Source organism: Microbacterium phyllosphaerae, from assembly GCF_017876435.1.
In the GTDB taxonomy this organism is placed as follows: Bacteria; Actinomycetota; Actinomycetes; order Actinomycetales; family Microbacteriaceae; genus Microbacterium; species Microbacterium phyllosphaerae.
On sequence record NZ_JAGIOA010000001.1, the window covers coordinates 3471100 to 3496621 of the forward strand.

At 70.0% G+C, this 25522-nt stretch carries 26 protein-coding genes; 12 read left to right on the forward strand and 14 right to left on the reverse strand.

Annotation, left to right across the window (positions count from 1 at the left end):
• Positions 1 to 121: 121 nt before the first annotated feature.
• Complete coding sequence (locus tag JOF42_RS16505) at positions 122 to 724, reverse strand: NUDIX hydrolase family protein (RefSeq protein ID WP_210098799.1); 603 nt, start codon at positions 722 to 724, stop codon at positions 122 to 124.
• A gap of 106 nt (positions 725 to 830) precedes the next feature.
• Here JOF42_RS16505 and JOF42_RS16510 point away from each other — a divergent pair, with 106 nt between their 5' ends.
• Positions 831 to 1496: an alpha/beta hydrolase gene (locus JOF42_RS16510; RefSeq protein WP_210098800.1), complete on the forward strand. Its 666-nt coding sequence runs from the start codon at positions 831 to 833 to the stop codon at positions 1494 to 1496.
• A gap of 251 nt (positions 1497 to 1747) precedes the next feature.
• On the forward strand, positions 1748 to 3385 hold the full coding sequence (locus JOF42_RS16515; RefSeq protein WP_210098801.1) for an ABC-F family ATP-binding cassette domain-containing protein: 1638 nt from the start codon (positions 1748 to 1750) through the stop codon (positions 3383 to 3385).
• Positions 3386 to 3387: 2 nt separating this feature from the next.
• Here the strand turns inward: JOF42_RS16515 and JOF42_RS16520 are convergent, their stop codons facing one another.
• Positions 3388 to 3798 (reverse strand): DUF6157 family protein, encoded by a 411-nt coding sequence (locus tag JOF42_RS16520; protein ID WP_210098802.1) that lies wholly within the window; start codon positions 3796 to 3798, stop codon positions 3388 to 3390.
• A gap of 69 nt (positions 3799 to 3867) precedes the next feature.
• On the opposite strand from JOF42_RS16520, the gene JOF42_RS16525 reads away from it, so the two are divergent.
• The 6 genes from JOF42_RS16525 (at position 3868) to JOF42_RS16550 (ending at position 12159) form a co-directional block, all read left to right on the forward strand.
• Positions 3868 to 8457 (forward strand): ATP-dependent helicase, encoded by a 4590-nt coding sequence (locus JOF42_RS16525; protein ID WP_210098803.1) that lies wholly within the window; start codon positions 3868 to 3870, stop codon positions 8455 to 8457.
• Positions 8458 to 8491: 34 nt separating this feature from the next.
• On the forward strand, positions 8492 to 9352 hold the full coding sequence (locus JOF42_RS16530; RefSeq protein ID WP_210098804.1) for an EI24 domain-containing protein: 861 nt from the start codon (positions 8492 to 8494) through the stop codon (positions 9350 to 9352).
• Positions 9352 to 10125 (forward strand): DNA-formamidopyrimidine glycosylase family protein, encoded by a 774-nt coding sequence (locus tag JOF42_RS16535; RefSeq protein WP_210098805.1) that lies wholly within the window; start codon positions 9352 to 9354, stop codon positions 10123 to 10125. The genes JOF42_RS16530 and JOF42_RS16535 overlap by 1 nt, the downstream gene beginning before the upstream one ends.
• A 104-nt stretch (positions 10126 to 10229) precedes the next feature.
• The gene (locus JOF42_RS16540; protein ID WP_210098806.1) at positions 10230 to 10637 is read left to right on the forward strand and encodes an LbetaH domain-containing protein; all 408 of its coding nucleotides are present in this window, start codon (positions 10230 to 10232) and stop codon (positions 10635 to 10637) included.
• Between the two features lie 23 nt (positions 10638 to 10660).
• Positions 10661 to 11401 (forward strand): LysR family transcriptional regulator substrate-binding protein, encoded by a 741-nt coding sequence (locus tag JOF42_RS16545; RefSeq protein ID WP_210098807.1) that lies wholly within the window; start codon positions 10661 to 10663, stop codon positions 11399 to 11401.
• A 35-nt stretch (positions 11402 to 11436) separates the two neighbouring features.
• Positions 11437 to 12159 (forward strand): glutamine amidotransferase-related protein, encoded by a 723-nt coding sequence (locus JOF42_RS16550; RefSeq protein ID WP_210098808.1) that lies wholly within the window; start codon positions 11437 to 11439, stop codon positions 12157 to 12159.
• A gap of 2 nt (positions 12160 to 12161) precedes the next feature.
• Here JOF42_RS16550 and JOF42_RS16555 read toward each other — a convergent pair whose 3' ends face one another.
• Positions 12162 to 12632 (reverse strand): glutaminase, encoded by a 471-nt coding sequence (locus tag JOF42_RS16555; protein ID WP_210098809.1) that lies wholly within the window; start codon positions 12630 to 12632, stop codon positions 12162 to 12164.
• A gap of 76 nt (positions 12633 to 12708) precedes the next feature.
• Here JOF42_RS16555 and purU point away from each other — a divergent pair, with 76 nt between their 5' ends.
• Positions 12709 to 13560 carry a formyltetrahydrofolate deformylase gene (gene purU / locus JOF42_RS16560; protein ID WP_210098810.1) on the forward strand — a complete coding sequence of 284 codons (852 nt, stop codon included), beginning with the start codon at positions 12709 to 12711 and terminating at the stop codon, positions 13558 to 13560.
• A gap of 31 nt (positions 13561 to 13591) precedes the next feature.
• Here purU and JOF42_RS16565 read toward each other — a convergent pair whose 3' ends face one another.
• From JOF42_RS16565 to JOF42_RS16575, 3 genes are read right to left on the reverse strand one after another with little or no spacing between them, the layout of a single operon-like run.
• Positions 13592 to 13978, reverse strand: a complete 387-nt coding sequence (locus JOF42_RS16565; RefSeq protein WP_210098811.1) for a type II toxin-antitoxin system VapC family toxin — start codon at positions 13976 to 13978, stop codon at positions 13592 to 13594.
• Entirely contained in the window at positions 13975 to 14232 is a 258-nt protein-coding gene (locus tag JOF42_RS16570; RefSeq protein WP_210098812.1) for a type II toxin-antitoxin system Phd/YefM family antitoxin, read from the reverse strand. Before JOF42_RS16570 ends, JOF42_RS16565 begins: the two co-directional genes overlap by 4 nt.
• A 51-nt stretch (positions 14233 to 14283) precedes the next feature.
• Positions 14284 to 15330 carry an NAD(P)H-dependent flavin oxidoreductase gene (locus tag JOF42_RS16575; protein ID WP_210098813.1) on the reverse strand — a complete coding sequence of 349 codons (1047 nt, stop codon included), beginning with the start codon at positions 15328 to 15330 and terminating at the stop codon, positions 14284 to 14286.
• A gap of 97 nt (positions 15331 to 15427) precedes the next feature.
• On the opposite strand from JOF42_RS16575, the gene JOF42_RS16580 reads away from it, so the two are divergent.
• Together JOF42_RS16580 and JOF42_RS16585 are read left to right on the forward strand one after the other, a co-directional pair.
• Positions 15428 to 15700 (forward strand): DUF6412 domain-containing protein, encoded by a 273-nt coding sequence (locus tag JOF42_RS16580; RefSeq protein WP_210098814.1) that lies wholly within the window; start codon positions 15428 to 15430, stop codon positions 15698 to 15700.
• 62 nt (positions 15701 to 15762) lie between these two features.
• Positions 15763 to 16524: a YidC/Oxa1 family membrane protein insertase gene (locus JOF42_RS16585; protein WP_210098815.1), complete on the forward strand. Its 762-nt coding sequence runs from the start codon at positions 15763 to 15765 to the stop codon at positions 16522 to 16524.
• 65 nt (positions 16525 to 16589) lie between these two features.
• On the opposite strand, the gene JOF42_RS18245 is transcribed toward JOF42_RS16585, so the two are convergent.
• Together JOF42_RS18245 and JOF42_RS16595 are read right to left on the reverse strand one after the other, a co-directional pair.
• Entirely contained in the window at positions 16590 to 17546 is a 957-nt protein-coding gene (locus JOF42_RS18245) for an EamA family transporter (RefSeq protein ID WP_210098816.1), read from the reverse strand.
• 49 nt (positions 17547 to 17595) lie between these two features.
• A complete protein-coding gene (locus tag JOF42_RS16595; RefSeq protein ID WP_210098817.1) occupies positions 17596 to 17946 on the reverse strand; it encodes a DUF7882 family protein in 351 nt (116 codons plus the stop codon).
• Positions 17947 to 18143: 197 nt separating this feature from the next.
• Between JOF42_RS16595 and JOF42_RS16600 the strand changes: the two genes are divergently transcribed.
• Complete coding sequence (locus JOF42_RS16600) at positions 18144 to 18665, forward strand: FHA domain-containing protein (protein WP_210098818.1); 522 nt, start codon at positions 18144 to 18146, stop codon at positions 18663 to 18665.
• Between the two features lie 54 nt (positions 18666 to 18719).
• On the opposite strand, the gene JOF42_RS16605 is transcribed toward JOF42_RS16600, so the two are convergent.
• From JOF42_RS16605 to JOF42_RS16630, 6 genes are all read right to left on the reverse strand, one after another.
• A complete protein-coding gene (locus JOF42_RS16605; protein WP_210098819.1) occupies positions 18720 to 19808 on the reverse strand; it encodes an alcohol dehydrogenase catalytic domain-containing protein in 1089 nt (362 codons plus the stop codon).
• A gap of 13 nt (positions 19809 to 19821) precedes the next feature.
• On the reverse strand, positions 19822 to 20565 hold the full coding sequence (locus tag JOF42_RS16610) for an HAD family hydrolase (protein WP_210098820.1): 744 nt from the start codon (positions 20563 to 20565) through the stop codon (positions 19822 to 19824).
• Positions 20562 to 21746 carry a TIGR03364 family FAD-dependent oxidoreductase gene (locus JOF42_RS16615; RefSeq protein ID WP_210098821.1) on the reverse strand — a complete coding sequence of 395 codons (1185 nt, stop codon included), beginning with the start codon at positions 21744 to 21746 and terminating at the stop codon, positions 20562 to 20564. Before JOF42_RS16615 ends, JOF42_RS16610 begins: the two co-directional genes overlap by 4 nt.
• Positions 21743 to 23503, reverse strand: a complete 1761-nt coding sequence (gene phnE / locus JOF42_RS16620; RefSeq protein WP_307803628.1) for a phosphonate ABC transporter, permease protein PhnE — start codon at positions 23501 to 23503, stop codon at positions 21743 to 21745. Before phnE ends, JOF42_RS16615 begins: the two co-directional genes overlap by 4 nt.
• The gene (gene phnC / locus JOF42_RS16625; protein WP_245340834.1) at positions 23500 to 24372 is read right to left on the reverse strand and encodes a phosphonate ABC transporter ATP-binding protein; all 873 of its coding nucleotides are present in this window, start codon (positions 24370 to 24372) and stop codon (positions 23500 to 23502) included. The genes phnE and phnC overlap by 4 nt, the downstream gene beginning before the upstream one ends.
• Positions 24373 to 24536: 164 nt before the next feature.
• Positions 24537 to 25466 (reverse strand): phosphate/phosphite/phosphonate ABC transporter substrate-binding protein, encoded by a 930-nt coding sequence (locus JOF42_RS16630; RefSeq protein ID WP_210098822.1) that lies wholly within the window; start codon positions 25464 to 25466, stop codon positions 24537 to 24539.
• Between the last annotated feature and the right edge of the window lie 56 nt (positions 25467 to 25522).

Consider the following 25522-nt stretch of genomic DNA (forward strand, 5'->3'; position numbering starts at 1 on the left):
GCCACGAGACCGCCGTCAGACACGGCGCTCTGGACAGATCACCTGAGATATAGATACACCGGAATACAGTTCCGCGCCACACTCGATGGAGAAATTACTCCGTCGCACCAGCCCTCGGTGTCTAGCGCAGCAGTCCGAGGTTCGCGAGCGCCTGGCGGATCAGCGTGCCGCGGCCGCCCTCCATCTCGGCGGCGACGGCGTCGGAGCCTGCGGCCTCGGGGGTGAACCAGGTGACCTCGAGCGCGTCCTGGCGCGGCTCGCAGGTGCCGGTCACGGGCACCACGAAAGCGAGCGAGACCGCGTGCTGCCGGTCGTCGTGATACGCGCTGACCCCAGGGATCGGGAAGTACTCGGCGACCGTGAAGGGCAGCGGCTGCGGCGGCAGCAGCGGAAAGGCCATCGGACCCAGGTCGTTCTCGACGTGACGGAACAGCGCGTCGCGGATCGTCTCGCCGAAGCGCACCCGCCCCGACACGATCGTGCGCGTCATCTCACCCATCGGAGTGGAGCGCAGCAGGATGCCGATCTCGATGACCTGGCCCGACCCGTCTGTGCGCACAGGGATCGCCTCGACGTACAGCATGGGCAGACGGCGGCGCGCCTCTTCGAGCTCGAAGTCGCTGAGCCAGCCCGGATTGCCGTCACGAGACGGGGTCTGCGCGGAGTCGAAACCTCCGAGACCGTCTTCGGGCTCGGGCTCGGGATCAGGTGTGCGGACGGACATGTGTCCTTTCTACCAGCCGCACCCGTGACCGGACACCGACTTGACAGCCGTCACCGGCATACGATTCGGGCTCCGGGCCGCACCCGTGTCAGACCCCACTGGCAGGATGGTGCACGTGAGCGAAGAACTGACGATCGACGACGCCCTCACGCGCTGGTCCACCCCGGATCGGTCGGGCACACCGCTGCTGGTGCTGTTGCACGGCTACGGTGCCGACGAGCACGACCTGTTCGGACTGATGCCCTACCTGCCGAAGGGCATCGCCGTGGCATCCGTCGCCGCGCCACTCGCTCCCCCGTGGCCGATGCCCGGTCGCTCCTGGTACGCGATCGAGGGCCTCGACGGGCGCAACTCCGACTCCGTCACCGCGGCCGCCGAGGCGTTTCTGCGTTGGCTCGACGGCGCTGCGGCGAATGCTCCGACCGTGGCCCTCCTCGGCTTCTCGCAGGGCGCGGCCGTCGCGCTCCAGGCCATGCGCCTCTCCCCCGAACGGGTCGCCACGGTCGTGGCGCTCAGCGGATACGTCGCCGAGGGAGAGCTGCCGAACGACGACGCACTGACCGAGGCGAAGCCCCACGTCTTCTGGGGGCGCGGCACCAATGACCAGGTGATTCCCGAGGCGCGCGTCGCCCACACGGCGCAGTGGCTTCCGGCGCATTCCGAGCTGTCGGGCCGCGTGTACACCGGGCTCACGCACAGCATCTCCGAAGACGAACTCCGAGACGTGCACACCTTCCTCGCGAAGTGGCTGGAGCGCGCGGCGAAGGGCTGAACGACGACTGCGACACGCCCGGGGTTGCGGGAACGCGACACGCCCGGGTATCGTCGTGGAGTCCTGTCCGCCGTGTCTGGAAGTCCTTTGATCTGATCCGTCGCCTCCGCGCCCACTCTTTCGCGCGCTGACCCGACGATCGCCGACTCCACGGCAGACCATCACCGCTGTCTCTTTCGACTGCGCGTCCCGCTCAGACGGGACCATCGGTGACCGGTGTCAGTGCACCCTCGCACTCGACAGGCGACACCATGTCAATCCCCACTCTTCATTCCTCGGTCACTCTCGACCGTCTCACCTTCACCTGGCCCGACGGTACGACCGCGCTCGATGCGGTGTCCGGCTCGTTCGGCTCCGGTCGCACCGGTCTCGTCGGTCGCAACGGCGCGGGCAAGTCCACGCTGCTGCGCCTCATGGCCGGCGAGCTGACCCCGACCTCGGGGTTCCTCACCGCGACCGGTGAGGTCGCCTACCTGCCGCAGCAGCTCACGCTCGACGTCGATCGCAGGGTCGCCGATCTGCTCGGAATCGCCGCGCCTCTGGACGCGGTCCGGGCGATCGGCGCCGGCGACGTCGATCAGGCCCATTTCGATGCCGTCGGCGACGAGTGGGACATCGAGGCACGCGCCGAGATGTCGCTCGCCGAAGCCGGTCTCGCACCCGAATTCCTCGACCGCACCGTCGGCGAGCTCTCGGGCGGTGAGGCCGTGCTCGTCGCGATCGCCGGCATCCGTCTGCGGCGCGCTCCGATCACCCTGCTCGACGAGCCGACCAACAACCTCGATCGCGACGCCCGCGCGAAGCTGGCGTCGATGGTCAGGTCGTGGAAGGGCACACTGATCGTGGTCAGCCACGATCTGTCGTTGCTCGAACTCATGGACGACACCGCCGAGCTCTATGCCCAGACACTGAGCGTGTTCGGGGGCCCGTACTCCGAGTGGCGCGCGTGGCTGGACGCCGAGCAGGAGGCGGCGCGCCAGGCCGAGGTCACCGCGAAACAGGAGTTCCGAAAGGAGAAGCGTCAGCGAATCGAGGCCGAGGTGAAACTCGCCCACCGTGCCCGCACGGCGAAGAAGGCCGAGATCGAGAAGCGCGTGCCGAAGATCATCGCGCACGGTCGCAAGATGGCCGCCGAGGTGTCGGCGGGCAGATTGCGCACCGAGGTCGGCGCGAAGGAGGATGCTGCGCGCACGGCTCTCGACGAGGCGGGGCGGCGCCTGCGCTCCGATGCCTCGATGAAGATCGAGCTGCCGGATCCGCAGGTGTCGCGCAGCCGCCGGATCGCCCAGATCGGCGACGGCGAGCACTCGTGGATCATTCAGGGACCCGATCGCGTCGCGCTGATCGGGCCCAACGGTGCCGGCAAGACGACGCTGCTCGAACGGCTGATGGCGGATGCCGCTGACGGAGGGCACGACTCCGCACAGGTGCCTCTCGGCACGGAACGTCCGGCTCTGACGGCGACGGCTCTCACCGACCGCGTCGGCTACCTGCCGCAGCGCGTCGACGGGCTCGATGAGCACCGTTCGGTGTTCGAGAACATCGCGGATGCCGCCCCGCAGGTGCCCGAGAAGGAGCTGCGCAACCGACTCGCGAGGTTCCTCATCCGAGGTGCAACCGCCGAGCGGCCGGTCGCGGCGCTGTCAGGTGGCGAGCGGTTCCGCGTGGCGCTCGCGAAGCTGCTGCTCTCCGACCCGGCGCCACACCTCGTGGTGCTGGACGAGCCGACGAACAACCTCGACATCGACACGGTCGACCAGCTCGTCGAGGCGCTCCGCGCGTACCGCGGCGCGGTGCTCGTGGTGAGTCACGACGACGCGTTCCTCGCGAGGCTCGGCCTCGATCTCACTCTCGAGATCCAGCCGGACGGCTCGCTCGCCGCGATCTGACGTCAGGCCCGCCGGCTCCGCATCGCCCGAGTGTGGGCGGTCGCGGGGTCGGCGGCGAGGACCGCGTAGTCCTCGGATTCTCGGGGCACGAGTGCGACCCGTCCCTCGGCGTCGTGAGCGATGCCCCAGCCGTATCGCTTGCCCAGGGGCGAGGAGCGCAGGCAGGGCTGCCCCTTCGAGAAGAACGCCTCACGTGCGGCGACGTCGTCGGGGTCGATCCCGGTGCGCAGCGCATGGGTGGTGAAGATCACGTCGTCGGACGTGTGCACATACGGTTCCTGCGCGATCAGTCGGTAGTGAAGCGCGGCGATCGTGGGCTTCTCACCCGTCGGCGGCTCTTCGGCATGGTCGACGGGACAGTCGTCTGCCACCTCGATGAACGTGCTCACATAGTTCGTCGTGTGCGCTGCCATGCCTACAGCATGCCCTCACCCTCCGACAATGGCGACGCCGATGTCGGTGGCACGGGTGATGATGGAGGGATGAGCGACGTGCTCGACCGTTTCACCCCTGCCACTCAAGACTGGTTCCGGGGTGCCTTTCCCGCACCCACACCCGCTCAGGCCGGGGCCTGGAACGCGATCTCGGCGGGCAAGCACGCACTCGTCGTCGCTCCGACCGGGTCGGGCAAGACGCTCTCGGCCTTCCTCTGGGCGATCGACAGCGTCTTCCGCGAGCGCACGGCGAGCATCGAACGCGGCGACGCCGAGCGCTCGAAGGACTCATCGCGCACCCGCATCCTCTACATCTCCCCGTTGAAAGCACTCGGTGTCGACGTCGAGCGCAACCTGCGCTCTCCGCTGATCGGCATCGGACAGTCGGCGCGGCGGCTGGGCGTCGAAGCTCCCGCCGTCGCGGTCGGCGTGCGGTCGGGCGACACGACGTCGAGCGATCGCCGCAAGCTCGTCTCCGATCCCCCCGACATCCTCATCACCACCCCCGAGTCGCTGTATCTGATGCTCACCAGCCGCGCCGGCGAGACACTGCGCGACGTGCACACGGTCATCATCGACGAGGTGCACGCGGTCGCGGCGACGAAGCGAGGCGCCCACCTCGCGGTGAGCCTCGAACGGCTCGACGCCCTGCGCCGCTCCCACGGTCACGAGAGCCCCGCTCAGCGCATCGGCCTCTCCGCCACGGTGCGCCCGATCGATGAGGTCGCGCGCTTCCTCGGCGGTGCCGCCCCGGTCGAGATCGTGGCCCCACCGGCGTCGAAGACGTTCGAGCTCGGCGTCGTCGTCCCCATGGACGACATGACGAACCCGCCGCCACCTCCCGGAGCGCCGAAGGATGCCGGCGACTCCGCCGACGCCGAGTACACGGAGGTCACGGGTTCGGTCTGGCCGCACGTCGAGGAGGCGATCGTCGACCGCATCCTGCAGAACAAGTCGACCATCGTGTTCTCGAACTCGCGCCGTCTCGCCGAGCGTCTCACCGGACGCCTGAACGAGATCTACTCCGAGCGCATCGGCGTCGCCCTGCCCGAGGCATCGGTGCCCGCGGCCATGATGGCGCAGGCCGGCGCGACCGCCGGGGCCGACCCCGTGCTCGCCAAGGCCCACCACGGCTCGGTCTCGAAGGAGCAGCGCGCCCAGGTCGAAGAAGAACTCAAGTCCGGCGTGCTGCGCTGCGTCGTCGCGACGAGCAGCCTCGAGCTCGGCATCGACATGGGAGCGGTCGATCTGGTGATCCAGGTCGAGGCGCCGCCGTCGGCCGCATCCGGGCTGCAGAGAGTCGGACGAGCGGGCCACCAGGTCGGCGAGATCAGCCGCGCGGCTCTCTTCCCGAAGCACCGCGGCGACGTGCTGCACACCGCGATCGTCACCGAGCGGATGCTGGCGGGCAAGATCGAGGCGATCCAGGTGCCGCGCAATCCGCTCGACATCCTCGCCCAGCAGACGGTCGCCGCCAGCGCCCTCGGCGAGATCGGCGTCGAGGAGTGGTTCGAGACCGTGCGGCGCTCGGCGCCCTTCCAGTCGCTCCCCCGGTCGGCATATGAGGCGACGCTCGACCTGCTCGCCGGGCGCTTCCCCTCTGACGAGTTCGCCGAGCTGCGGCCGCGGCTGGTGTGGGACAGAGATGCCGGCACACTGACCGGGCGCCCTGGCGCTCAGCGCATCGCCGTCACGAGCGGCGGCACGATCCCCGACCGCGGATTGTTCGGGGTGTTCGTGGCCGGCGAATCCACCGGCGCCCGTGTCGGCGAGCTCGACGAGGAGATGGTCTACGAGTCGCGGGTCGGCGACGTCTTCACCCTCGGCACGACGAGCTGGCGGATCGCCGAGATCACGCACGACAGGGTCAACGTCATCCCCGCGTACGGCCAGCCGGGCAAGGTGCCGTTCTGGCACGGCGACGGCATCGGCCGTCCGTTCGAGCTGGGCGAGGCGCTCGGCAAGTTCTCTCGAGAGGTGTCGGCGGCGACGCCCGAGAAGGCGGCGCAGCGGCTGATCGAGGCGGGGCTCGACGAGCAGGCGCGGATGAACCTCATGGCGCACCTGACCGAGCAGCGCGAGGCGACGGGCACGCTGCCGACCGATCGCACCCTAACGGTCGAGCGCGGTCGTGACGAGGTCGGCGACTGGCGGGTCATCCTGCATTCCCCCTACGGCATGAAGGTGCACGCGCCCTGGGCTCTGGCGATCAACGCGCGCATCCGCGAGCGCCTCGGTGTCGAGGGTTCCGCGGTCGCGAGCGACGACGGCATCATCGTGCGCATCCCGGATGCCGAGGCCGAGCCGCCCGGCGCAGAGCTGTTCGTGTTCGACCCCGACGAGCTCGAGCAGCTCGTCACGCAGGAGGTCGGCGGATCCGCGCTGTTCGCCTCCCGGTTCCGCGAATGCGCTGCCCGTGCCCTGCTGATGCCGCGCACGAATCCCAACCGGCGCACACCTCTGTGGCAGCAACGCCAACGGTCGGCGCAGCTGCTCGAGGTGGCGCGTCGGCACCCGACCTTCCCGGTGATCCTCGAGACGCTGCGCGAGGTCCTGCAGGACGTCTACGATCTGCCGTCGCTGCGCAGACTCGCGGTGTCGATCGCCGACCGCCGCATCCGACTCGTCGAGACCCAGCCGTCGCAGCCCTCGCCCTACGCACGCGATCTGCTGTTCGGCTATGTGGGCGCGTTCATGTACGAGGGCGACTCGCCACTCGCCGAGCGCCGTGCGGCCGCCCTCTCGGTCGACCCCGCGCTTCTCGGTGAGCTGCTCGGCACGGTCGAGCTGCGCGAGCTGCTCGACCCCGACGTCATCGCCCAGTTCGAGCGCGAGGCGCAGCGCCTCGACCCCGAGCGGCGCGCACGGGGACTCGAGGGCGTCGCCGACCTGCTGCGGATGCTCGGTCCGATGGACGCTGCCGAGATCGACGCGCGGCTCGACCCCGAGACCGGGTCGGCCGCGGATCATCTCGATGCGCTGATCGCCGCACGACGCGCGATCCCCGTCACGGTCGCCGGCACGACCCGCGTCGCCGCCATCGAGGATGCCGGGCGACTGCGCGACGCGCTCGGCGCGGCGCTGCCCACCGGCATCCCCGTGGCGTTCCTCGAACCCCTCGCCGACCCGCTCGGCGATCTCGTCGCGCGGTACGCCCGCACGCACGGCCCCTTCACCACGGATGCCGTCGCGACGCGCTTCGGCCTCGGTGCGGCCGTCGCGCGACACACCCTGCAGCGGCTCGAGCACTCGGGGCGCCTCACCAGCGGATACTTCCTCCCTGAGGCCTCCGGCTCGGGAAATGAGACCGAGTGGTGCGACACCGAAGTGCTGCGGCGTCTGCGGATGCGGTCGCTCGCCGCGATCCGCGGCAGCGTCGAGCCCGTGTCGCCGGAGGCGTATGCGCGGTTCCTTCCCGACTGGCAGCACCTCGGCCGCCCGCTCGAAGGTCTCGACGGCGTCCTCGCCGTGATCGAGCAGTTCGCCGGCGTTCCCATCCCCGCGAGTGCCTGGGAGTCACTCGTGCTCCCCTCACGGGTGCGCGACTACTCCCCTGCCCTGCTCGACGAGCTGACCGCGTCGGGAGAGGTCATCTGGTCGGGTCACGGCACCCTGCCCGGTCGCGACGGCTGGGTCTCGCTGCATCCGGCCGATCTCGCGCCCTTCACCCTGCCCGAGCCCGACGACGAGATCGCCGCCGACTCGCTGGAAGCCCGTGCGCTGGTCGCACTCGAGGCCGGCGGGGCCTACTTCGCCTCCCAGCTGAAGGAGATGACCGCCGCGGAGAACGAGCAGTCCGTGCTCGAAGCACTGTGGGCGCTCACCTGGGCGGGCCGAGTGACCAATGACACGTTCGCCCCGATCCGCTCGTTGCTCGCGGGCGGTTCGCAGGCGCACCGTGTCACGAGGCGCGCACCGCGTACGCGGACGTACCGGGGCATGTCGCTGGCCCGCACCGCAGTGCGACCGTCGTCGATCGGCGGACGCTGGTCGCTGCTCGCCTCGGTCGACACCGACGCCGCTCGCCGAGCGACCGTCACGGCGGGGCTGCTGCTCGACCGGTACGGCGTCGTGACCCGCGGTGCCGTGCAGGCCGAGGGTGTGCCCGGCGGCTTCGCCCAGACCTACCGGGTGCTCGCCGGATTCGAGGAGGCCGGGCATTGCCGCCGCGGCTACGTGATCGAGCGGCTGGGTGCCGCGCAGTTCGCAGCATCCGCCACCGTCGACCGCCTTCGCACCTTCGCCGGCCTCGCCGATCCACCCCCGCGGAAGGCCGTCACGCTCGCCGCGACCGACCCCGCCAACCCCTACGGAGCCGCGCTCGGCTGGCCGAAGCGCGACGACGTGTCGCACCGCCCCGGACGCAAGGCCGGCGGTCTGGTCGTACTCGTCGACGGATCTCTGACCCTCTACCTCGAACGCGGCGGGCGCACCGTGCTGTGCTTCACCGACGATGCCGACGTGCTGCGCGCCGCCGCGACGGATCTGGCCGCGACCGCTCGTGCACGACGCCTCGACACCCTCACGGTCGAGAAGGTCAACGGCGAGGGCGTGTACGGCACCGATCTCGCCCTGGCGCTGCAGGAGGCGGGGTTCGTCGCGACGCCCCGCGGCTACACACTCCGCAAGGCGATCTGACGGTGGCCGTGATCGCTGCTCCTAGGCTGGACGCATGATCGGGGAGTTCTTCGACGGCATCCGCACTCTGCTGCGCGGCTTCGGCACCTGGCGCCGCCGCCCCGGCCTGATGGCCCTGGGACTCGTTCCCGGCATCATCGCCGCGGTCGTCCTGCTCGCCGGACTGATCCCTCTGGCCCTCTCGCTCGGACCGATCTCCGACGCACTGACGCCGTTCGCCGACGGGTGGATCCCCGCCTGGCGCTCCGCACTCCGGGCCGCCGTGGGGGTCGTGATCTTCGCCGCCGCCCTCGCCCTCGCGAGCGCGGTGTTCAGCGCCCTCGCCCTCGCGATCGGCGATCCCTTCTATCAGCGCATCTGGCGCGCAGTCGAGACGGATCTCGGCGACGCACCTCCCTCCGACGGCGGCGGCTTCTGGATGGCGGTCGGCGAGGGCCTCCGCCTCGTCGTCCTCGGAATCCTGATCGCGATCCTCGTGCTGGTCGTGGGCCTCATTCCGCTCGCCGGAGGGTTCCTCGCGGCGGTGACGGGCGTCGTGCTGTCGGGGCGGATGCTGGCACGCGAGCTCACGAGCCGCGCTTTCGACGCCCGCGACCTCACCCCGGTCGACCGCGCCGCGCTGTTCCGTGGCAGCAGGGCGCGAGTGCTCGGTTTCGGCGTGGCCACCCAGCTGTGCTTCCTGATCCCCGGCGGCGCGGTCGCCGTCATGCCGGCCGCGGTCGCGGGTGCGACGGCCCTCGCCCGCACCATGATGCAGCGGACGCCCCTGCAGGCGGTCGCTCACGACACTCGCCCGCCTTCCTCGCCGGGCTCCGGCCAAGCGCCTCTCCCCCTGCCGCCCGCGACCGGAGCAGCGTCCGCCCCTCTGCCGCCCCCTGGGCCGGGTCGCATCTGATGCCCGAGGGCGATACCGTCTTCCGCGCCGCGAAGCGGCTCGATGAGGCGCTGGTCGGCGGCGAGGTAGCCCGCTTCGACCTGCGCGTCCCCCGCTTCGCGACCCTGGATCTGACCGGCCAGCCGATCCGCTCCTCCATCGCGCGAGGCAAGCACCTGCTGCTGCGCATCGGCGACAGCACCCTGCATTCCCATCTGCGCATGGACGGCGCATGGCTCGTCTACCGCGCGGGTGAGAAATGGCGGCATCCGGCGTTCAAGGTCCGTGCGATCGTCGGCACCGCGCAACGCGAGGCCGTGGGCATCGATCTCGCCGAGATCGAGGTCGTGCCGACGCGCGACGAAGACGAGCTCGTCGGCTATCTGGGTCCGGATCCGCTCGGTCCGGACTGGGATGCGGCCGAGGCGGCGCGGCGTCTGAGCGCCGACACCCGGAGCATCCACGTCGCCCTGCTCGACCAGCGCAACGTCGCAGGGTTCGGCAACGAATACGCGGCCGAGCTGCTGTTCCTGCGCGGAGTTCTGCCGACCACGCCTGCCCCCGAGGTCGACGTCGCCGCCCTCCTCGACCTCGGCGTGCGCACGATCCGGGTGAACCGCGATCGGCGTCACCGCACCTTCACGGGCGTCGATCGCCCCGGCCAGGGCACCTGGGTGTACGGCCGGGCAGGACGCCCCTGCCGACGGTGCGGCACCCTGATCCTCCGCGGGGAGCAGGGCGCGGATCCGACCCGAGAACGCATCACGTTCTGGTGTCCCGTCTGCCAGCGCTGACCCGCTTCCATGCTCGGAACGACCCGCTTCCATGCTGGGGAATGAATCCGGCGACCCCGTGGTTATTGATATATCCGGAGCACTCCGGAACACGGGGAGGAATCGTGGGCAAGAACTACGTCGACATCGAGAACGACCAGGGAGCGACGCTGCGCTACCGCAAGCACGCCAACGGTCGAGGACTCGTCGCGCACGGCGCGAAGGTACACCCGAAGGCGCTCATCGAGGCGGGTGCGTACATCGAGCCCGGAGCACGCATCGGCGCCGGGGCGACGATCGCCCGCGGCGCCTGGATCGAACCGGATGCCGTGATCGGCGAGGGTGCGCACGTCGACGCGCACGCACACATCGGCCAGGGTGCAGCCGTCGGTGATGGCGCGCACATCGGAGTCCGCACCGAGGTCGGCGCCGGAGCACGCATCGTCCGAGGCGCTCGTATCGGCGATGACGAGACCGTCGCCGCCGGCCTGACGGTGGCCACAGACCCGAAGGGCCTCTGGCTCGCAGCCTGACGACGGCGGGTACCCTGGAGCACATGGCGACTCAGGGACGACGACCGGCGGGGCGCGCCGGAAAGGGTTCGCCCGTGCGCCGCAACAAGGCCGCCCCGGCGCAGCGCTTCCCGCCGCCCAAGCCGCCGAAGAAGACCGCCAAGGTCGTCTTCGACGCCCCCGAGGCCGAACCCGAAGAGCCCCGCACGTTCCGCCTCGGCGTCGTGCCGGGAGCCACGCCGGGAAAGTGGATCGATGCCTGGAAGACGCGGATGCCCCACGTGCCGGTCGAGCTCGTGCCGATCGAGGTCGCGACCCAGACCGAGTCCCTCGACGACCTGGACGCGGCGATCGTGCGTCTGCCCCTGGCCGACGATTCGCTGCATGTGATCACCCTCTACGACGAGGTGCCCGTCGTGGTCGCCTCGATCGAGTCGCACCTGCTCGCCGTCGACGAGCTCACCCTCGCCGACCTCGCCGGTGAGGTCGTGATGACGCCGATCGACGATCCGCTCGGTCCCCTCGACATCCCCGGAGCCGTCGCACCGACCTTCGCGCCGCTTCCTGTCGCCGACGCGATCGCGACCGCCGCGACCGGCACGGGCATCGTGATCGTCCCGATGTCGCTGGCGCGTCTGCACCACCGCAAGGATGCCGGTCACCGACCCCTCATCGACGGACCGCTGTCGACGGTGGCGCTCGCCTGGCGTCGCGATCACACCACCCCCGACGTCGAGACCTTCATCGGAATCGTCCGCGGCCGCACCTCGAACTCCTCGCGGTGACCGGAGAGCGACGAGGTCGTCGTTAGACTCTCGTGGTGGTCTCGCTTCTCTACGTCTGTGTGCGCCCCGAGCTGGGGGCGGCGGATGCCGAGCACGCCTCGTTCCGACGGGCGCTCGGCGTCGATGTCGTGGACCGCCTCGATCTGCTGACCGAGCGTCTGGACCCGGCCCGCCTCGCGCGATACGCCGGCGTCGTGGTCGGAGGCTCGCCGTTCAACGTGAGCGATGCGCACAAGTCTCCGGTGCAGCTGCGGGTCGAGGCCGATCTCGAGCAGATCGCCCGACGGGCGATCGCGAGCGAGATCGCCGCGTTCTTCACGTGCTTCAGCATCGGGGTCGTCACGCGGATGCTCGGCGGCGAGGTCACGTCGGACACTCCCGAGTCGGCGAGCGCCACCGTGATCGAGACGACCGAGGCCGGGGCAGCGGATCCGGTGTTCGGCCCGAGCGCCCCCGCACTCACCGTGTTCACGGCACACAAGGAGAGCGCTGCCGCCGTGCCCGAGGGCGCTGTGCTGCTCGCCACGAACGACACGTGCCCGGTGCAGGCGTACCGCGTGGGCACGCACCTGTACACGGCGCAGTTCCACCCCGAACCCACGCCGCGCGACTTCGCCGACCGCATGACGTTCTACCGCACCACCGGGTACTTCGACCCCGACGAGTTCGACCTCGTGCAGGGGCAGGTGCTCTCGGCATCCGTGACCGAGGGCGCAGCGCTCCTCCGTCGGTTCGCGCAGACGTTCGCCGCGGCCTGAGCTCAGCCTCGCAGCAGCTCGACGCGCTCGCGTAGGTAGGCCTCCAGCGGCATCCACCCGCCCGCCGTGCTCCAGTGCACCGACGGCACGCCGTCGATCAGCTTCAGGGGGCCGGACTCCCCGCCCGCGTCCACCGCCTCCACGTCGATCACCGTCCAGCCGATGTGGGCGACCTCGCCCTCACCGAAGCCTCCGCGCAGCGCGAGCGCCCGCCGAGCGGCACGCTCACGTGCGGACTCGGCCGTGTACCCGCGCCGACCGGGATCGGCGGCGCGCAGCACCTCAGACGTGGCGAGCGTGTGGGTGTCGGTGAGCAGCAGCGCGCCGAGGTGCCAGGCCTCGCCGACGCGGACGATCCGCTGGCCGCGCCAGCGCGAGTCGCGCTCCTCGCCGAGCCCCTCTTTCGGAGCGCCCGCGAGCGCCTCCCTCGCGTCGGCGAGAAGCTGCGAAGCCGTACGGCCGATCTCCTGCATCCCTCCAGGGTAGGACCGCGATTCGCCCGGGGGTCGCATCCACGGCAGAATCGATGCACACCCCCGAGGAGTCCCCATGTCTCAGCCCGACACCGCCCGCCTGCTGATCGCCTGCGACGATCAGCCCGGCATCGTCTCCGCCGTCGCCGGTGTGCTCGCAGCCCACGGCGCGAACATCATCTCGCTCGACCAGCACTCGACCGACTCCGAGGGTGGTCGGTTCTTCCAGCGCACGGTGATCCACCTGCCCGGCCTCTCGGCCGCGCGACCCGCTCTCGAGGCCGACATCGCACAGGTCGCCGAACGGTTCGGTATGGAGTGGTCGCTGCATGACACGGCCCGTCGCAAACGCGTCGCGATCTTCGTGTCGAAGTACGACCACTGTCTGATGGAGCTGCTGTGGCGCACCCAGCGCGGCCAGCTCGACGTCGACATCACCATGGTCGTCTCCAACCATCCCGACCTCGCAGAGTCGGTGCGCTCGTTCGGCGTGCCGTTCGTGCACATCCCCTCGGGCGACAAGCAGGCGATGGAGCAGCGGCAGCTCGAGCTGCTGAGCGGCAACGTCGACCTCGTGGTGCTGGCTCGCTACATGCAGATCCTCACCGACGGCTTCATCGAAGGCCTCGGCGCACCGATCATCAACATCCACCACTCGTTCCTGCCCGCGTTCATCGGCGCGAACCCGTACGCACGCGCGAAGGACCGCGGTGTGAAGCTGATCGGTGCCACCGCGCACTACGCGACGGCCGACCTCGACGAGGGCCCGATCATCGAGCAGGATGTCACCCGCGTCACGCACTCCGAGTCCGCCGCCGACCTGCAGAGCCGCGGTGCCGACGTCGAGCGCCTGGTGCTCGCACGTGCCGTGCAGTGGCACGCCGAGGACCGCGTGATCGTGCACGGCCGGTCGACCGTCATCCTCTGAGTCGAGCAGGAGCGGGAGCTGTGCGGCGTATCTAGCCGATCACGTCGACAGCGAGCCCACGCGAGGCGGTCGCCAGACGCTTGTCATTCGTCCAGAGCTCCGTGCACTCCGAGAGCTGGGCTGCGGCGAGATGCACGGCATCGGGGGTCTTGAGCCTGAAGTCCGCGCGCAATTCTGCGGCCCGGACGAACACGGCCACGTCCAGATCGACGATCTCGATCCGATCGAACAGCGCGAGGTACCGGTCTCGCACCTCGACATTGCGATCTCGCAGTGGTCCGACGAGACATTCCTGCAGGGCGAGAGGGCTGGATGCCACTGGTGAGTCGACCGCTGCGAGCGCTCTTCTCACCGCGTCGCCGCGTGGGCCGGAGTCCTCGAGCGCATAGATGAGGATGCACGAGTCGAGATAGATCATTCCCAGGAATCTCGGCTGTCTTCGATCTGAGCATCGAGTTCCGACGCTTCGCGGGTGAGTCGCTCAGGAAGGGGATTCCCCTCGATCCACTCGACGAGAAGCCGTCCGCTGCGCACCACGTCGACCGGACCGACAGGAACGATCCTGGCCACGGGTGTTCCCCGCTTGGTGATGATGACGTCTCCCCCGGCCTGGGATTCGGCGATCAGCCGGGAGAGGCTGTTCCGCGCCTCCAGCACGTTGTGCGTTGACATGAGGCCATCCTAGCCATCTTCCTAGCCAGGATCCACGGTCAGGGGCACCGATCACAGCCTGGGCGGCACCCCCGCCAGCAGCTCGGCGAACGCATCCGCCGCGGTGGCGTAGCGTGCGAGCGGTGCGCCTTGGCCCATCCACAGCGACTGCAGCTCGCCGAGGTTCTGCTGTCCGGCCGCCGCGCGGAACTGACCCGTGAGCCAGTTCTGCATCGGGAACCGTGCGATCGTTCCGCTGGCCTCGATCGCCCGCACGACGCGATTGCGGGCGCCGCGAGCGAGACGCCCACTCATCGCCCGGGTGAGCACGGTGGCGTCGGCGGCGGTCGTGCGGATCGCGTCGCGGTGCGCGTCGTTCGCAGCGGATTCGGCGGTGGCGAGGAACGCGGTGCCCACCTGCACGCCAGAGGACCCGAGCGCGAACGCCGCAGCGACTCCGCGCCGGTCGGCGATCCCGCCGGCGGCGATCACCGGCACATCCACCGCATCGACGACCTGCGGGATGAGCGCGAACGTGCCGACGAGCGACTCCTCGGGAGGACGCAGGAACGACACCCGATGCCCGCCCGCCTCCAGCCCCGTCGCGACGACGACGTCGACCCCGACGTCGGCGAGCGCAGTGGCCTCGGTGACCGTCGTCGCTGCCCCCACGACCCGGATGCCGCGGCTGTGGGCCTCGTCGACGATCTCGACCGAGGGCGCTCCGAAGACGGTGCTGAGCACGGGCGGCGCGGACTCCCAGATGGCGTCCAGCTGCTCGTCGAGCGGGGGCAGGTAGCGGTCGGGCCTGCTCGGAACCTCGACGCCCACGGCCTCGAAGAACGGTTCGAGCGCCTGGGCGAACACAGTGTGCTGCGGATTCGGCGCGACCTCGTCGCCGGTGGGCAGCCAGATGTTGACCGCGAACGGACGAGACGTCGCCGCGCGCAGGGCCGCCACGGTCGAGCGGATGCGATCGCCGTCGTAGCCGTAGAGGCCGTATCCGCCGAGGCCGCCGGCGTCGCTGACGGCGGCGGCCAGTGCCACGGACGAGAGTCCGCCGAACGGGCCGAGGAAGATCGGATGCTCGATGCCGAGCAGCTCGCACAGGTCAGTCATTCTTCGAGGCTATCGCCGCCCCGCTGCGTCGCGGCGGGCCCGCCAACCGATCCTGCTCCCGGATGCCGGTGTTACGCTCGCTGTGAGGGAGGCGCGCATGAGCGAGTGGTTCGGGCAGATGCTCGGCTTCGTCGCGTCCGCGCTCGGCGTCGTCGCGATGCCCGATGCCGCCGCCCTCGGAGTCGCGATCGCGCTGATCGCTCTGACCACGCTCACGATCGTCGTCGCACTGAGTGTCGCACCGACCTCGCCGAGCACCGCCCCGCATCCGCTGCGGGCGATCGACGTCTCGACGCTACTCGCCCAGAGCGATCCGGATGCCGCCGGTCACCCGCGCCCTCGTGCGCCGGGAGTCGCCGTTCCCGCGTAGTCCGTCCTCGTACGGGACTGCGCGGCTTTCGCCGACCCTTCCCGACACACGAACGGACTTCCATGGACATCTTCGCCTTCCCTCCCCTGACCGCCCTTCTGGATGCGGCGTACGGCGCCCTTGCCGGGCTCGCCTCACTGCTCGACCCTCTCGCCGGAGCATCCGCCGCCGCTCTCGCGGTGGTGCTCGTCACGCTGCTCGTACGCGCCCTGCTCATCCCCGTCGGCTTCTCCCAGGCCAGAGCCGAGCAGACGAGGGCTCGACTCGCGCCGAAGCTGCGTGAACTGCAGCGCCGACACAAGAAGAACCCCGAACGCCTGCAGAAGGAGATGCTCGAGCTCTACCGCTCCGAGAACACGTCTCCGTTCGCCGGCATGCTGCCCGTGCTCGCGCAGGCACCCGTCGTCGGGCTGCTCTACACGCTCTTCATCCGACCCGAGATCGCCGGCCACCCCAACGACCTGCTGACGCACGACCTGTTCGGCGCTCCGCTGGGCACGAGCCTCATCTCGTCGGTGTTCGGCGGCACCGCGTCGCCGTCGACCCTGCTGGTGTTCGGCGTGCTGATCGTCATCATGCTCGTCGTGGCCGACATCACGCGTCGCGTCTTCACCCCGGCACCGGTCGAGGGCGACTCTCCCTCGAACTCGCCGACCATGGTGCGCGTCACGAGTGCGCTCCACTACCTGACGGCGGTGTTCGCGGTGTTCGTTCCGCTCGCTGCGGCGCTTTATCTCACCGTCACGGTCGTGTGGACGCTCGTGCAGCGCTCACTGCTGCGCCGCCGCTACCCTCTGCCCGTGCCCGCCACAGTCGCCGCCTGACGGGTGGTCGCCGCCTGACGGGTGGTCGCCGCCTGACGCAGAACCGCCGCCTGGCGCGGACAGGGTCATTCCGGCAGCGGAATGGGAGCGGTGAAGGGCCCGGTCTCGTCGTCGGGTTCGCCCTCGTCGTCGCGGTCGTTCTCGGCATCCGCTCGGCGTCGCTGTCGACGCACCCCGAGCGTGGTGCCGACGCTGGCCGCGACCACGAGGGCGATCGCGAGCATCCGCAGCGGCGTCGCGCTCTGGCCGAGGATCAGCCATCCGGCGAGGGTCGCGAAAGCCGGCTCGAGGCTCAGCAGCACGCCGAACACGCGCTGCGGCAGGCGGCGGAGCGCCGCGAGCTCGAAGCTGTACGGGATGACCGACGACAGCACGGCGGTGACCGCGGCGAGCAGCAGCAGCTGCATGTCGCCGGCGACCGTGACCGCCGCAGGAACACCCACGGGGATGAGCAGCACGGCGGCCACGACGAGCCCCACCGCGAGGCCGCTGCTGCCGGGGATGATCGCACCGACGCGCGCGCTCATCCGGATGTACATGGCCCAGAACCCCGCCGCGATCAGGATGAACACGAGACCGAGCGGATCCAGCGGCTCGGAGCCGATCAGACCGTCGACGCCCAGAAGCACCATGCCCAGAAGCGCGACACCGACCCACGCCGCATCCGCGAGACGCCGCGTGAGCACCGCCGCCAGCACGAGCGGACCGAGGAACTCGATCGCGACGGCGGGACCGAGCGGGATGCGGTCGATCGCGGCGTAGAAGAATCCGTTCATGCCCGCGAGCGACAGCCCGAAGAACACGGCGGCGAGCCACTGCGACCGATTCCAGCGGATGGGTCGTGGCCGCACGATGACGACCAGCAGCAGCGCGGCGATCGCGACGCGCAGCGAGGTCACACCCCACGGGCCGAGCACCGGAAAGAGCTGGGCTGCCACAGCGGCGCCGAACGGCAGCGAGAGACAGGAGCAGACGACGAGAGCGACGCCCACGAGAGGACGGGATGACGCGGACTGCTGCACCCGTCCAGCCTACGGGCCGGTCAGGTCAGCTCGACGACGGGACCGACTCTCAGACGGCCGGGGCGGCGGGCGCCTCGTCGGCGCCCTGAGCCGAGCCCGGGGTGTCCTGCGGCTCGGGCACGAGGTACAGGCCGCTCGGTGCGTTCGCCGTGAAGGCGAGAGCCTCGATCCACGCCCGGTTGATCGACGGCTGCCGGCTGCCGAAGTACTTGAAGACGAGCGAGCTGCCCGGCTGCACCCACACGGTGGTGCGACCGCCGCCGACGCTCGAATCCTCACGCCAGCTGAACGGGAACGGCTCCGCGCGGCGCAGCTTGGCCGTGATCACGAGCTGCAGGTGAGTGAGGGCGCGATCCTCGATCTCGGTCTTCACGCTGCCCTCGTAGATGAACTTGCCCATGCAGCCCTCTCCTCCCATGTTTCAGGTGCATCGCATCGATCATAAGCAGAACAGACGACGTCTCCACGCCTCCGGTCCCGCCGGTGATCCGAGCTTCTCCGCAGGAGATCTTGCGGGTGGAGGGCGGCGAAGTCAACCCCCTCCGCCCGCTTCTCTCCGCCACATATTCTGGCGGGGATTGCGAGGAGGCGGCACCCATGAACGCACGACACATCGACGACCGACCCGACGAGGGGTACACCCCCACGACGACTCACGCGGAGTTCGGCGCGGGCAATCCTCGTCTGCGCGTCTCACGCGACGACCTGCGCTCCGAGTTCGCGCTCGAGGTCGACGTGGTGCGCATCGGATCCGGCGCGGACAACGAGCTGCGCCTCGAAGACGCCGACCCCGTGCACGCCACGATCACGCACGACGACCGCGACGAGTACGTCGTGGAGCTCCACGGCGAGGGTGAGATGAACACCAACCCCGACGCGGATGCCACGCATCCCGGCGAGCGCAAGCAGACCCTTCGCACGGGTGCGCGCTTCACGGTCGGCCCGTGGGAGCTCGTGTTCGCCCGCGACGAGTTCGCCGACCACGGACGCCCCTTCGGCGGTCGCCAGGGCGGCGAGTACTCTGACCAGCCGCTGCAGCCGTCGCGCCCCGGCTACGACGAGGCGGCGAGCGTCGAGGCGGACGCACCGACGCACCCCGACTCAGCCGAAGAGAACTGAGCGAAGAGGACTGAGCGACGCGAGCTGAGCGAAGAGGGCTGAGCCCGCTACAGCTCAGCGCCCCGGCACGAGCCCGATCCGCAGTGGTGCCCCCGGTGCGGATGCGGCGGTGATCGCCTCGTCGATCGCCGCCAGCTGTCGCACCTCGCCGACCGCGTCCGCGAACGGATAGGCGCGACCGCGGCCGGCGAGGAATCCCACCGCGTCGGCCAGCTCGGCGCCGGTGTAGTTGTGCACCCCGGTCACGGTGACCAGTCGTCGCACGATACTCTCGGCGTCGACCGGCACAAGGTCTGCGGGAAACACGCTGCCCACGAGCACGACCGTCCCGCCGGTACCCACGCCCGCGAGCGCCTCGGACACCGCATGGCCCGATGCCTCGATGACGACGTCAGGGTCACGGTCGAGCTGCGCCGCACCGAACCGTGCGGCGAGCGCGAGACGGTCGGGCGCGGGATCGAGCACCTCGACGGTCGCTCCGTGCTCGACGGCGATCGCCGCGGCCGAGAGTCCGACGAGACCCGCGCCATGGATGCGCACCGCTGCACCATCGAGGTCGTGGTCGCGCGCGGCGCGCGCCACGGCGGCCCAGGCGGTGGCGGTCGCGCACGAGGCGGGTGCGAGGACGGATGCCGGCAGCGACTCGGGCACCCGCACGATCGTCGTGCCCGCTCGCACCTGCACGTGGGTGCCGAAGGCACCGGTGAGATCGCCGTGCACGCCGACCCGATCATGGCCGTACTTGCCGAGCGTGCGGCACTTCTGCGTCAGTCCGCGTGCGCATCGATCGCACGTGCCGCACGAGATCGTCACCGACCACACGACACGGTCGCCGATGCGCAGCGGCGTGCCGTCGACCGCGGTCGCCCCCGCGTCGCCCGTCGCGATCACGCGTCCCACGCTCTCGTGTCCGAGCACCAGCGGCACGGGAGCCGATCGGCGCCCCTGCACGGTGTGCACGTCGGACCCGCAGATCGTCGACATCTCCACCGCCACGAGCACGTCGTGATCCGCCAGAGCGACGCCGGGAACCGCGATCATCTCGTGCGCGTGCCCCTCGCCGATCCACACCATGGCGGTCGCGGCCGGGCGCAGGGTGACGTCACGGCGATGGCCGGGAGGACGGATCAGCAGCGTTCCCATGTCATCGCCCGATTCAGACGGTCGCGACGAGAGGCAGCAGACCGCGCTCGGCGAGTGCGCCGTGGAGCCCGGTCACATCCGCGAGCACTGCGTCTGCTCCGGCATCCGTGAGCGCCCGGACGTCGTGGGCGCCGGTGAGCACACCCGCGACGAAACCGGCCCCCGCACGGCGACCGGATTCGACGTCGCTGACGGTGTCGCCCGCGACCGCGACCGCGGCGACCGAGGAGGTCTGCGTGCGGATCAGCGCCGTCAGCACGAGGTCGGGCGCGGGGCGCCCTCGGCCGGCATCCACCGGCGACAGCACCAGGTCGACGAGACCGCCCCAGCCCAGGCCGTCGATCAGCGCATCCCGGGTCACGGGCGCGAACCCGGTCGTGAGGACGACCGAGAGACCGGCATCCTTCAGACCCTGGATCGCATCCGCCGCACCGGGGATCTCGGTGACCCCCTGCTCCGCGACGATCTCCGCGTAGGCGCCCTCGAACGCGGCGGTGGCACGCTCGGCCGCGGCGCGGTCGCCCCCGGCGAGATACGTGAACACGTCGATCTTCGACTGCCCCATGGTCGCTCGCACGTGAGCGAGTGCGTCATCCCACGGCATGCGATCAGCGACCCCGGTGCGCTCGGCGGCGCGCTGGAACGCGGTCTCGACGACCCCGTCATCGAGCACGGTGGTGCCGGCCATGTCGAGGACGACGAGTTCGAGTGCACGGGCCTCTTCGAGTGCGCGGCTCTCTTCTTGTGCAGCGGTCATGATGATCCTTCCATTGCGGGTGCCCACCCGAAGGCGGCGGTGAGATTCTCTTCGGCGAGCCCCAGACCCGTGGTCATTCCGATGCCGGTGGTCGCGGCGAGCACCAGCACCCCCTCATCGCCCCTGTCGATGAGGAAGTCCTGTGCAGCCTTCGCGTAGACGCCCTGCCAGCGCTCCAGCACGCGGGGTGCCGGCATGTCGAACAGCGCTTCCGCCTCAGCCAGGAAGGCGGCGAACGCGGCCTCCGGCTGGAACGGGTCGGGCGCGGTCGACGTGGAGTGCGAGTCGCCGATGATGAGGGTGCCGTCCGGCAGCTGCGTGTACATCTGGTTCAGGTCGAGGGCGGCGAGATCGGGGCGCTCCGCATGCAGCCTCTCTCTCAGAGCGGCCGTCGCGGGCCCGTCGGCGAAGCGTCCGTACCGCACGAGCGACCAGCCGGTCAGCAATGGCGCGGCCAGCGGATGCCGCAGCGTCACCGCCGCGCGCATCATGTCGAGCGCGCAGCGGACGACGCCGACGCGCTCGGCGACCTCGGGCAGCAGCTGGTCGATGTCGTGATTGACCGCGACGACGACGGCACCCGCCGTGATCGCGCCCCGGGTCGTGTCGACGCGTCCGCCCGAGACCGCGGTCACGGCTGTGCGGAAGCGGAACTCGACGCCCAGGTGCGAGAGGTGCCGGACGATCGCCGAGGCCGCGGCGCGCGGGTCGGTCTGCAGGTCGGTCTCGATGTGGGCTCCGCCCACCAGTCCCTCCGCACGCAGCGGCGCCAGTCGCAGCAGCTCGTCGGTCTCGAGCATCCGGATGCCACCCTCGGCCGCCGCGTGTTCGAGCACCGCGACCTCGTCGGCATGACGGGCCGCGACCAGGGTGCCGGATTCGCGCAGCCAGAAGCCTGCGTCACGTGACAGGCGCAGCCACAGGTCGCGGGAGGCATCCGCATAGCGGCGCGCCTCCCCCGCCTGTGCTCCGATGCAGAGGTGGCCGAAGTTGCGGATCGTCGCTCCGACCGGAGCATCCGCTCTGTCCACGACGATGACGCTCAAGCCCCGACGCGCGGCCGCGTAGGCCGCCCCGAGGCCGACGATGCCCGAGCCGACGACGACGAGATCCGCCAAGCCTGCGGGGGTGCCTGCGGGGGTGCCTGCGGGGCTGCCTGCGGGCGTGCCTGCGGGGCTCATCGGAACACCTTGCGCATCCACATCGCGAGCCCTTCGACCACGAGCACCGTCACGAGGATCATCAGCACGATCGCGGTGACCGTCTCGTACCGCGATCCCTGGCTGGCATTGAGCAGGTAGTAGCCGACTCCGCCGCCGCCCACGATGCCGAGGATCGTCGCCGCGCGGATGTTCGTGTCGAGCATGTAGAAGCTGTGCCCGATGAGCGCCTGCATGCCCTGCGGCACCGTGGCCGAGGCGTAGGTCTGCAGACGGGTGGCGCCCACAGCGCGGAGCGCGCGCTCAGGCCCGCGATCCACCTCCTCGAACGAGTCGGCGATGAGCTTTCCGAGCAGTCCGATACCGCCGATCGCCAGGGCGATGACGCCCGCCTGCGCCCCCAGCCCGGTGATCACGACGAGCACGATCGCGAGGATCAGCTCCGGGATCCCTCGGATGCCGACGAGCAGGAAGCGAGCGGCGCCGCGGGCGCCGGAGCTCGGTGCGACGTTGCTCGCGGCGAGGGAGCCGAGGATCAGCGAGGGCACCAGCGTGAGCACGGTGGCGGCGAGCGCGATCGCGACGGTGTCGCGCATGGCGGCGATCATCGCCGACGCCTCGTAGCTGCCGAACGACGGCGGCCAGAACTTGGCGGCGACGTCGGGGAGCTTGCCCCAGAACGTGAAGAAGTCCATCCAGTTGATCTGGCTGACGATCACGCTGCCGATCACGACCAGCACCGCGATCACGACACCGGTCGTGTTGCGCACGCGCTCTGCCGTCCACGGCCGACGTACGGCCGCCCGGGGAGATGCCGCCCACGCGGGGCTGGTGCTCGCGGAGTCACTCACCCGGTCGCCGAGGCGGGGGTGGATGAGGCGATCGATCCACGAACGGGTCTGCTTCTGCTGTCCGAGCATCGCGCCGCGCACCATGCTCGAGATGATCTCCATCGCGACGCAGAGCAGGAAGATGACCAGCGCGATGCCGAGACCCTCGCCGTAGTTGAGCGCCTTGAACGCATACGACATCTCGAGTCCGAGACCTGCGACGCCGACATAGCCGAGCACGACACTGCCACGGAGGTTGATGTCATTGCGGTGCAGGACGGTCGCGACCCAGCTCGGCAGCACCTGCGGCAGGATGCCCGAGGCGAACTCCTGCATCTTCGACCCGCCTGCCGCGCGGATCGCGAGGCGGGGCCCCTCGTCGATCTGCTCGATCGCATCGGCGAACATCTTCGAGATCATGCCGATCGAGTGGATGCCGATCGCGAGGATGCCGGGGAGAGTGCCGAGCGAGAACATCAGCACGAACGCCATCGCGAGCACCACATCGGGGAGCGCTCGGGTGAGCACCCCGACGAATCGCGCTGCGGCACGCCATCCGTTGCCCGGAGTCGTGTTCGATGCGGCGAGGTAGGCGATGGGCACCGACAACACGGCGGCGAGCAGCGTACCGACCAGCACCAGCCCGACAGTGAGGGCGATCAGCCAGGCGAGATCCCCGGGTTCGGGAAATGTGAGCCCTCCGACGCGGGCCATGAAGTTCTCGGCATTGCCCCAGCTCTGCACCATCGCCGGGATCGAGATGCCCACCTCGTCGACGGCCAGGATCCCGAGCGCGACGAGAACGAGCAACGTGAGCCCGGCGGCGATCCGCTCGGGCGAGATCGGGCGTCGGGGAGCGCGATCGGCGACGGTCGCTGATGCCGAGCCCGCGCCGCGGGTGGCGTCGCGTGCCGGCCGTGCGGCCGGTGGGCCGGAGAGCAGGGTCACGAGACGCGCGCCTTCTCGGTCAGCACGGCGTCGATCTCGGACGCGTCGACGACGACATCCGTGGTGATGTCGGTGAGCTCGGCCCGCACGGCCTGGATTTCGGCGGTCGTCGTGGCGACGCGGCCGTAGATCTCCATGACCTCGGCCTTGGTGAGGTCGGTGGTGGGGGTGTCGAGCACGATCTCGCCGTGACGGAGCCCCACGATACGGTCGGCCCACGAGATCGCGAGGTCGACCTGGTGCAGGCTGCAGACCACCGTGAGCCCCTCATCGGCGGCGATCTCGCGGATCAGCGCCATCACCTGATCGCTGGACTCGGGGTCGAGAGAGGCGACGGGCTCGTCGGCGAGCAGGATGTCGGGCTTCTGCATGAGCGCTCGCGCGATCGCGACCCGCTGCTGCTGACCACCCGAGAGGGTGTCGCTGCGCTGGTAAGCACGGTCGAGCAGGCCGACGCGGTCGAGGTGCCCGAGCGCCCGCAGCTTCGCGGCTTTCGAGTAGCCCCACAGGCCGAGACGCGGGCCCCTGACCTCGGAGAGGGAGCCGGTGAGCACGTTCTCGAGAACGGTGAGCGAGGGCACGAGCTCGAACTGCTGGAAGATGAAGCCCACGCGGCTACGGAGCGTGCGCAGCGCCCTGCCCCTCAGGGCCGGCACCTGGGAGCCCAGCACCTCGATGTCACCGGAGGTCGGAGTCTCGAGTCCGTCGAGATGGCGGAGCAGCGTCGACTTGCCCGAACCGGAGAGTCCGAGCAGCACGACGATCTCGCCGCGTGACACCTGCAGCGACACATCCTTGAGTGCCGTCGTCGAACCGAAGTTCTTGGTCACGCCCGCCAGGCGGATCAGGGCATCGGATGCCGCATTCATTGCATTCTCTCCAGTGGTGCGTCGTGTTCGGGTGTGCGGTGCTCGGTTGTTCGTCGTGCGGGGGCGATGCGCGTGGCTGCGGGTGAGTGCCCTTCGTCTCTCGCCGCTGCTGCGAAGATGCGACGAAGGGCGCTCGAACCCGACCGGCGTTCAGTGGTCGGGGATCAGCCCTGGCACTGCTCCGCTTCGGTCTCCTTGCAGATGTCGCGGATCAGGTCGTAGTACGCATCGTCGACCGGCTTCGTGGCGTAGAAGACGCTGCGGAAGGCGTCGGTGTCGGCGCTGTCGATACCGGCGGCGATGATGTCGTCGATCGTGATCTCGGAGAGCCCGTCGATGAGCTTCTTCGAGACGTCATCCGGAAGCGTCGAGGAGTAGACGAGCGGAGCGCCCGGGACCATGGTCTCGTCGATGACCTTCACGGCATCCGACTTCTCGACCTCGGAGTCTTCGGCGAAGCCGACCTCGCACTCGACTCCCTCGCCGACCTTCTGCACACTCACGTCGTGCTTGCCCGCGAAGACGGGGGTGATGTCGGTCTTGGGGTCGATACCCGCCTCGAGCAGGTTGTATGACGGGAAGAGGTAGCCCGACGTCGACGACGGGTCGACGAAGCAGACCTTCTTGCCCTTGAAGTCCTCGATGCTCGAGATGTCGCTGTCGGCGGGGACGATCGCCTGGGAGTAGTAGCCGGGCTCCTGGCCCTCTTCGGTCACGATCGACGAGATCGGCGTGAGCTTCGCGCCGTTGTTCGTCGCGGTGACGTAGGTGAAGCCCGAGAACGAGGCGACGTCGACCTTGCCGGCGACGGCGGCCTCGATGAGAGCCGCGTAGTCGGTGGACTCGTGGTACTCGACGGTCTTGCCGGTGATCTCGGCGATGTAGTCCATGAGCGGCTGATAGTTCGTCTCGGTGTCGACCGAGTCGGGCACGACGCCGAAGACGAGGGTGTTCTCGTCGACGGCGAAGCCGCTGGTGGCGGACGACTCGTCAGCACCGGCACTGCCGGTTGCCTCGGCGGTGCCGGAACAGGCGGCGAGGCCGAGCGCGAGGATCGCGGCGCCGGCGAGTACGGGGAGAGCGCGGAGCTTCATGAGGACCTTTCAGAGTGGGAGGGGTGATCCAGAAGCCACTCTGACAGCCCGAAGCG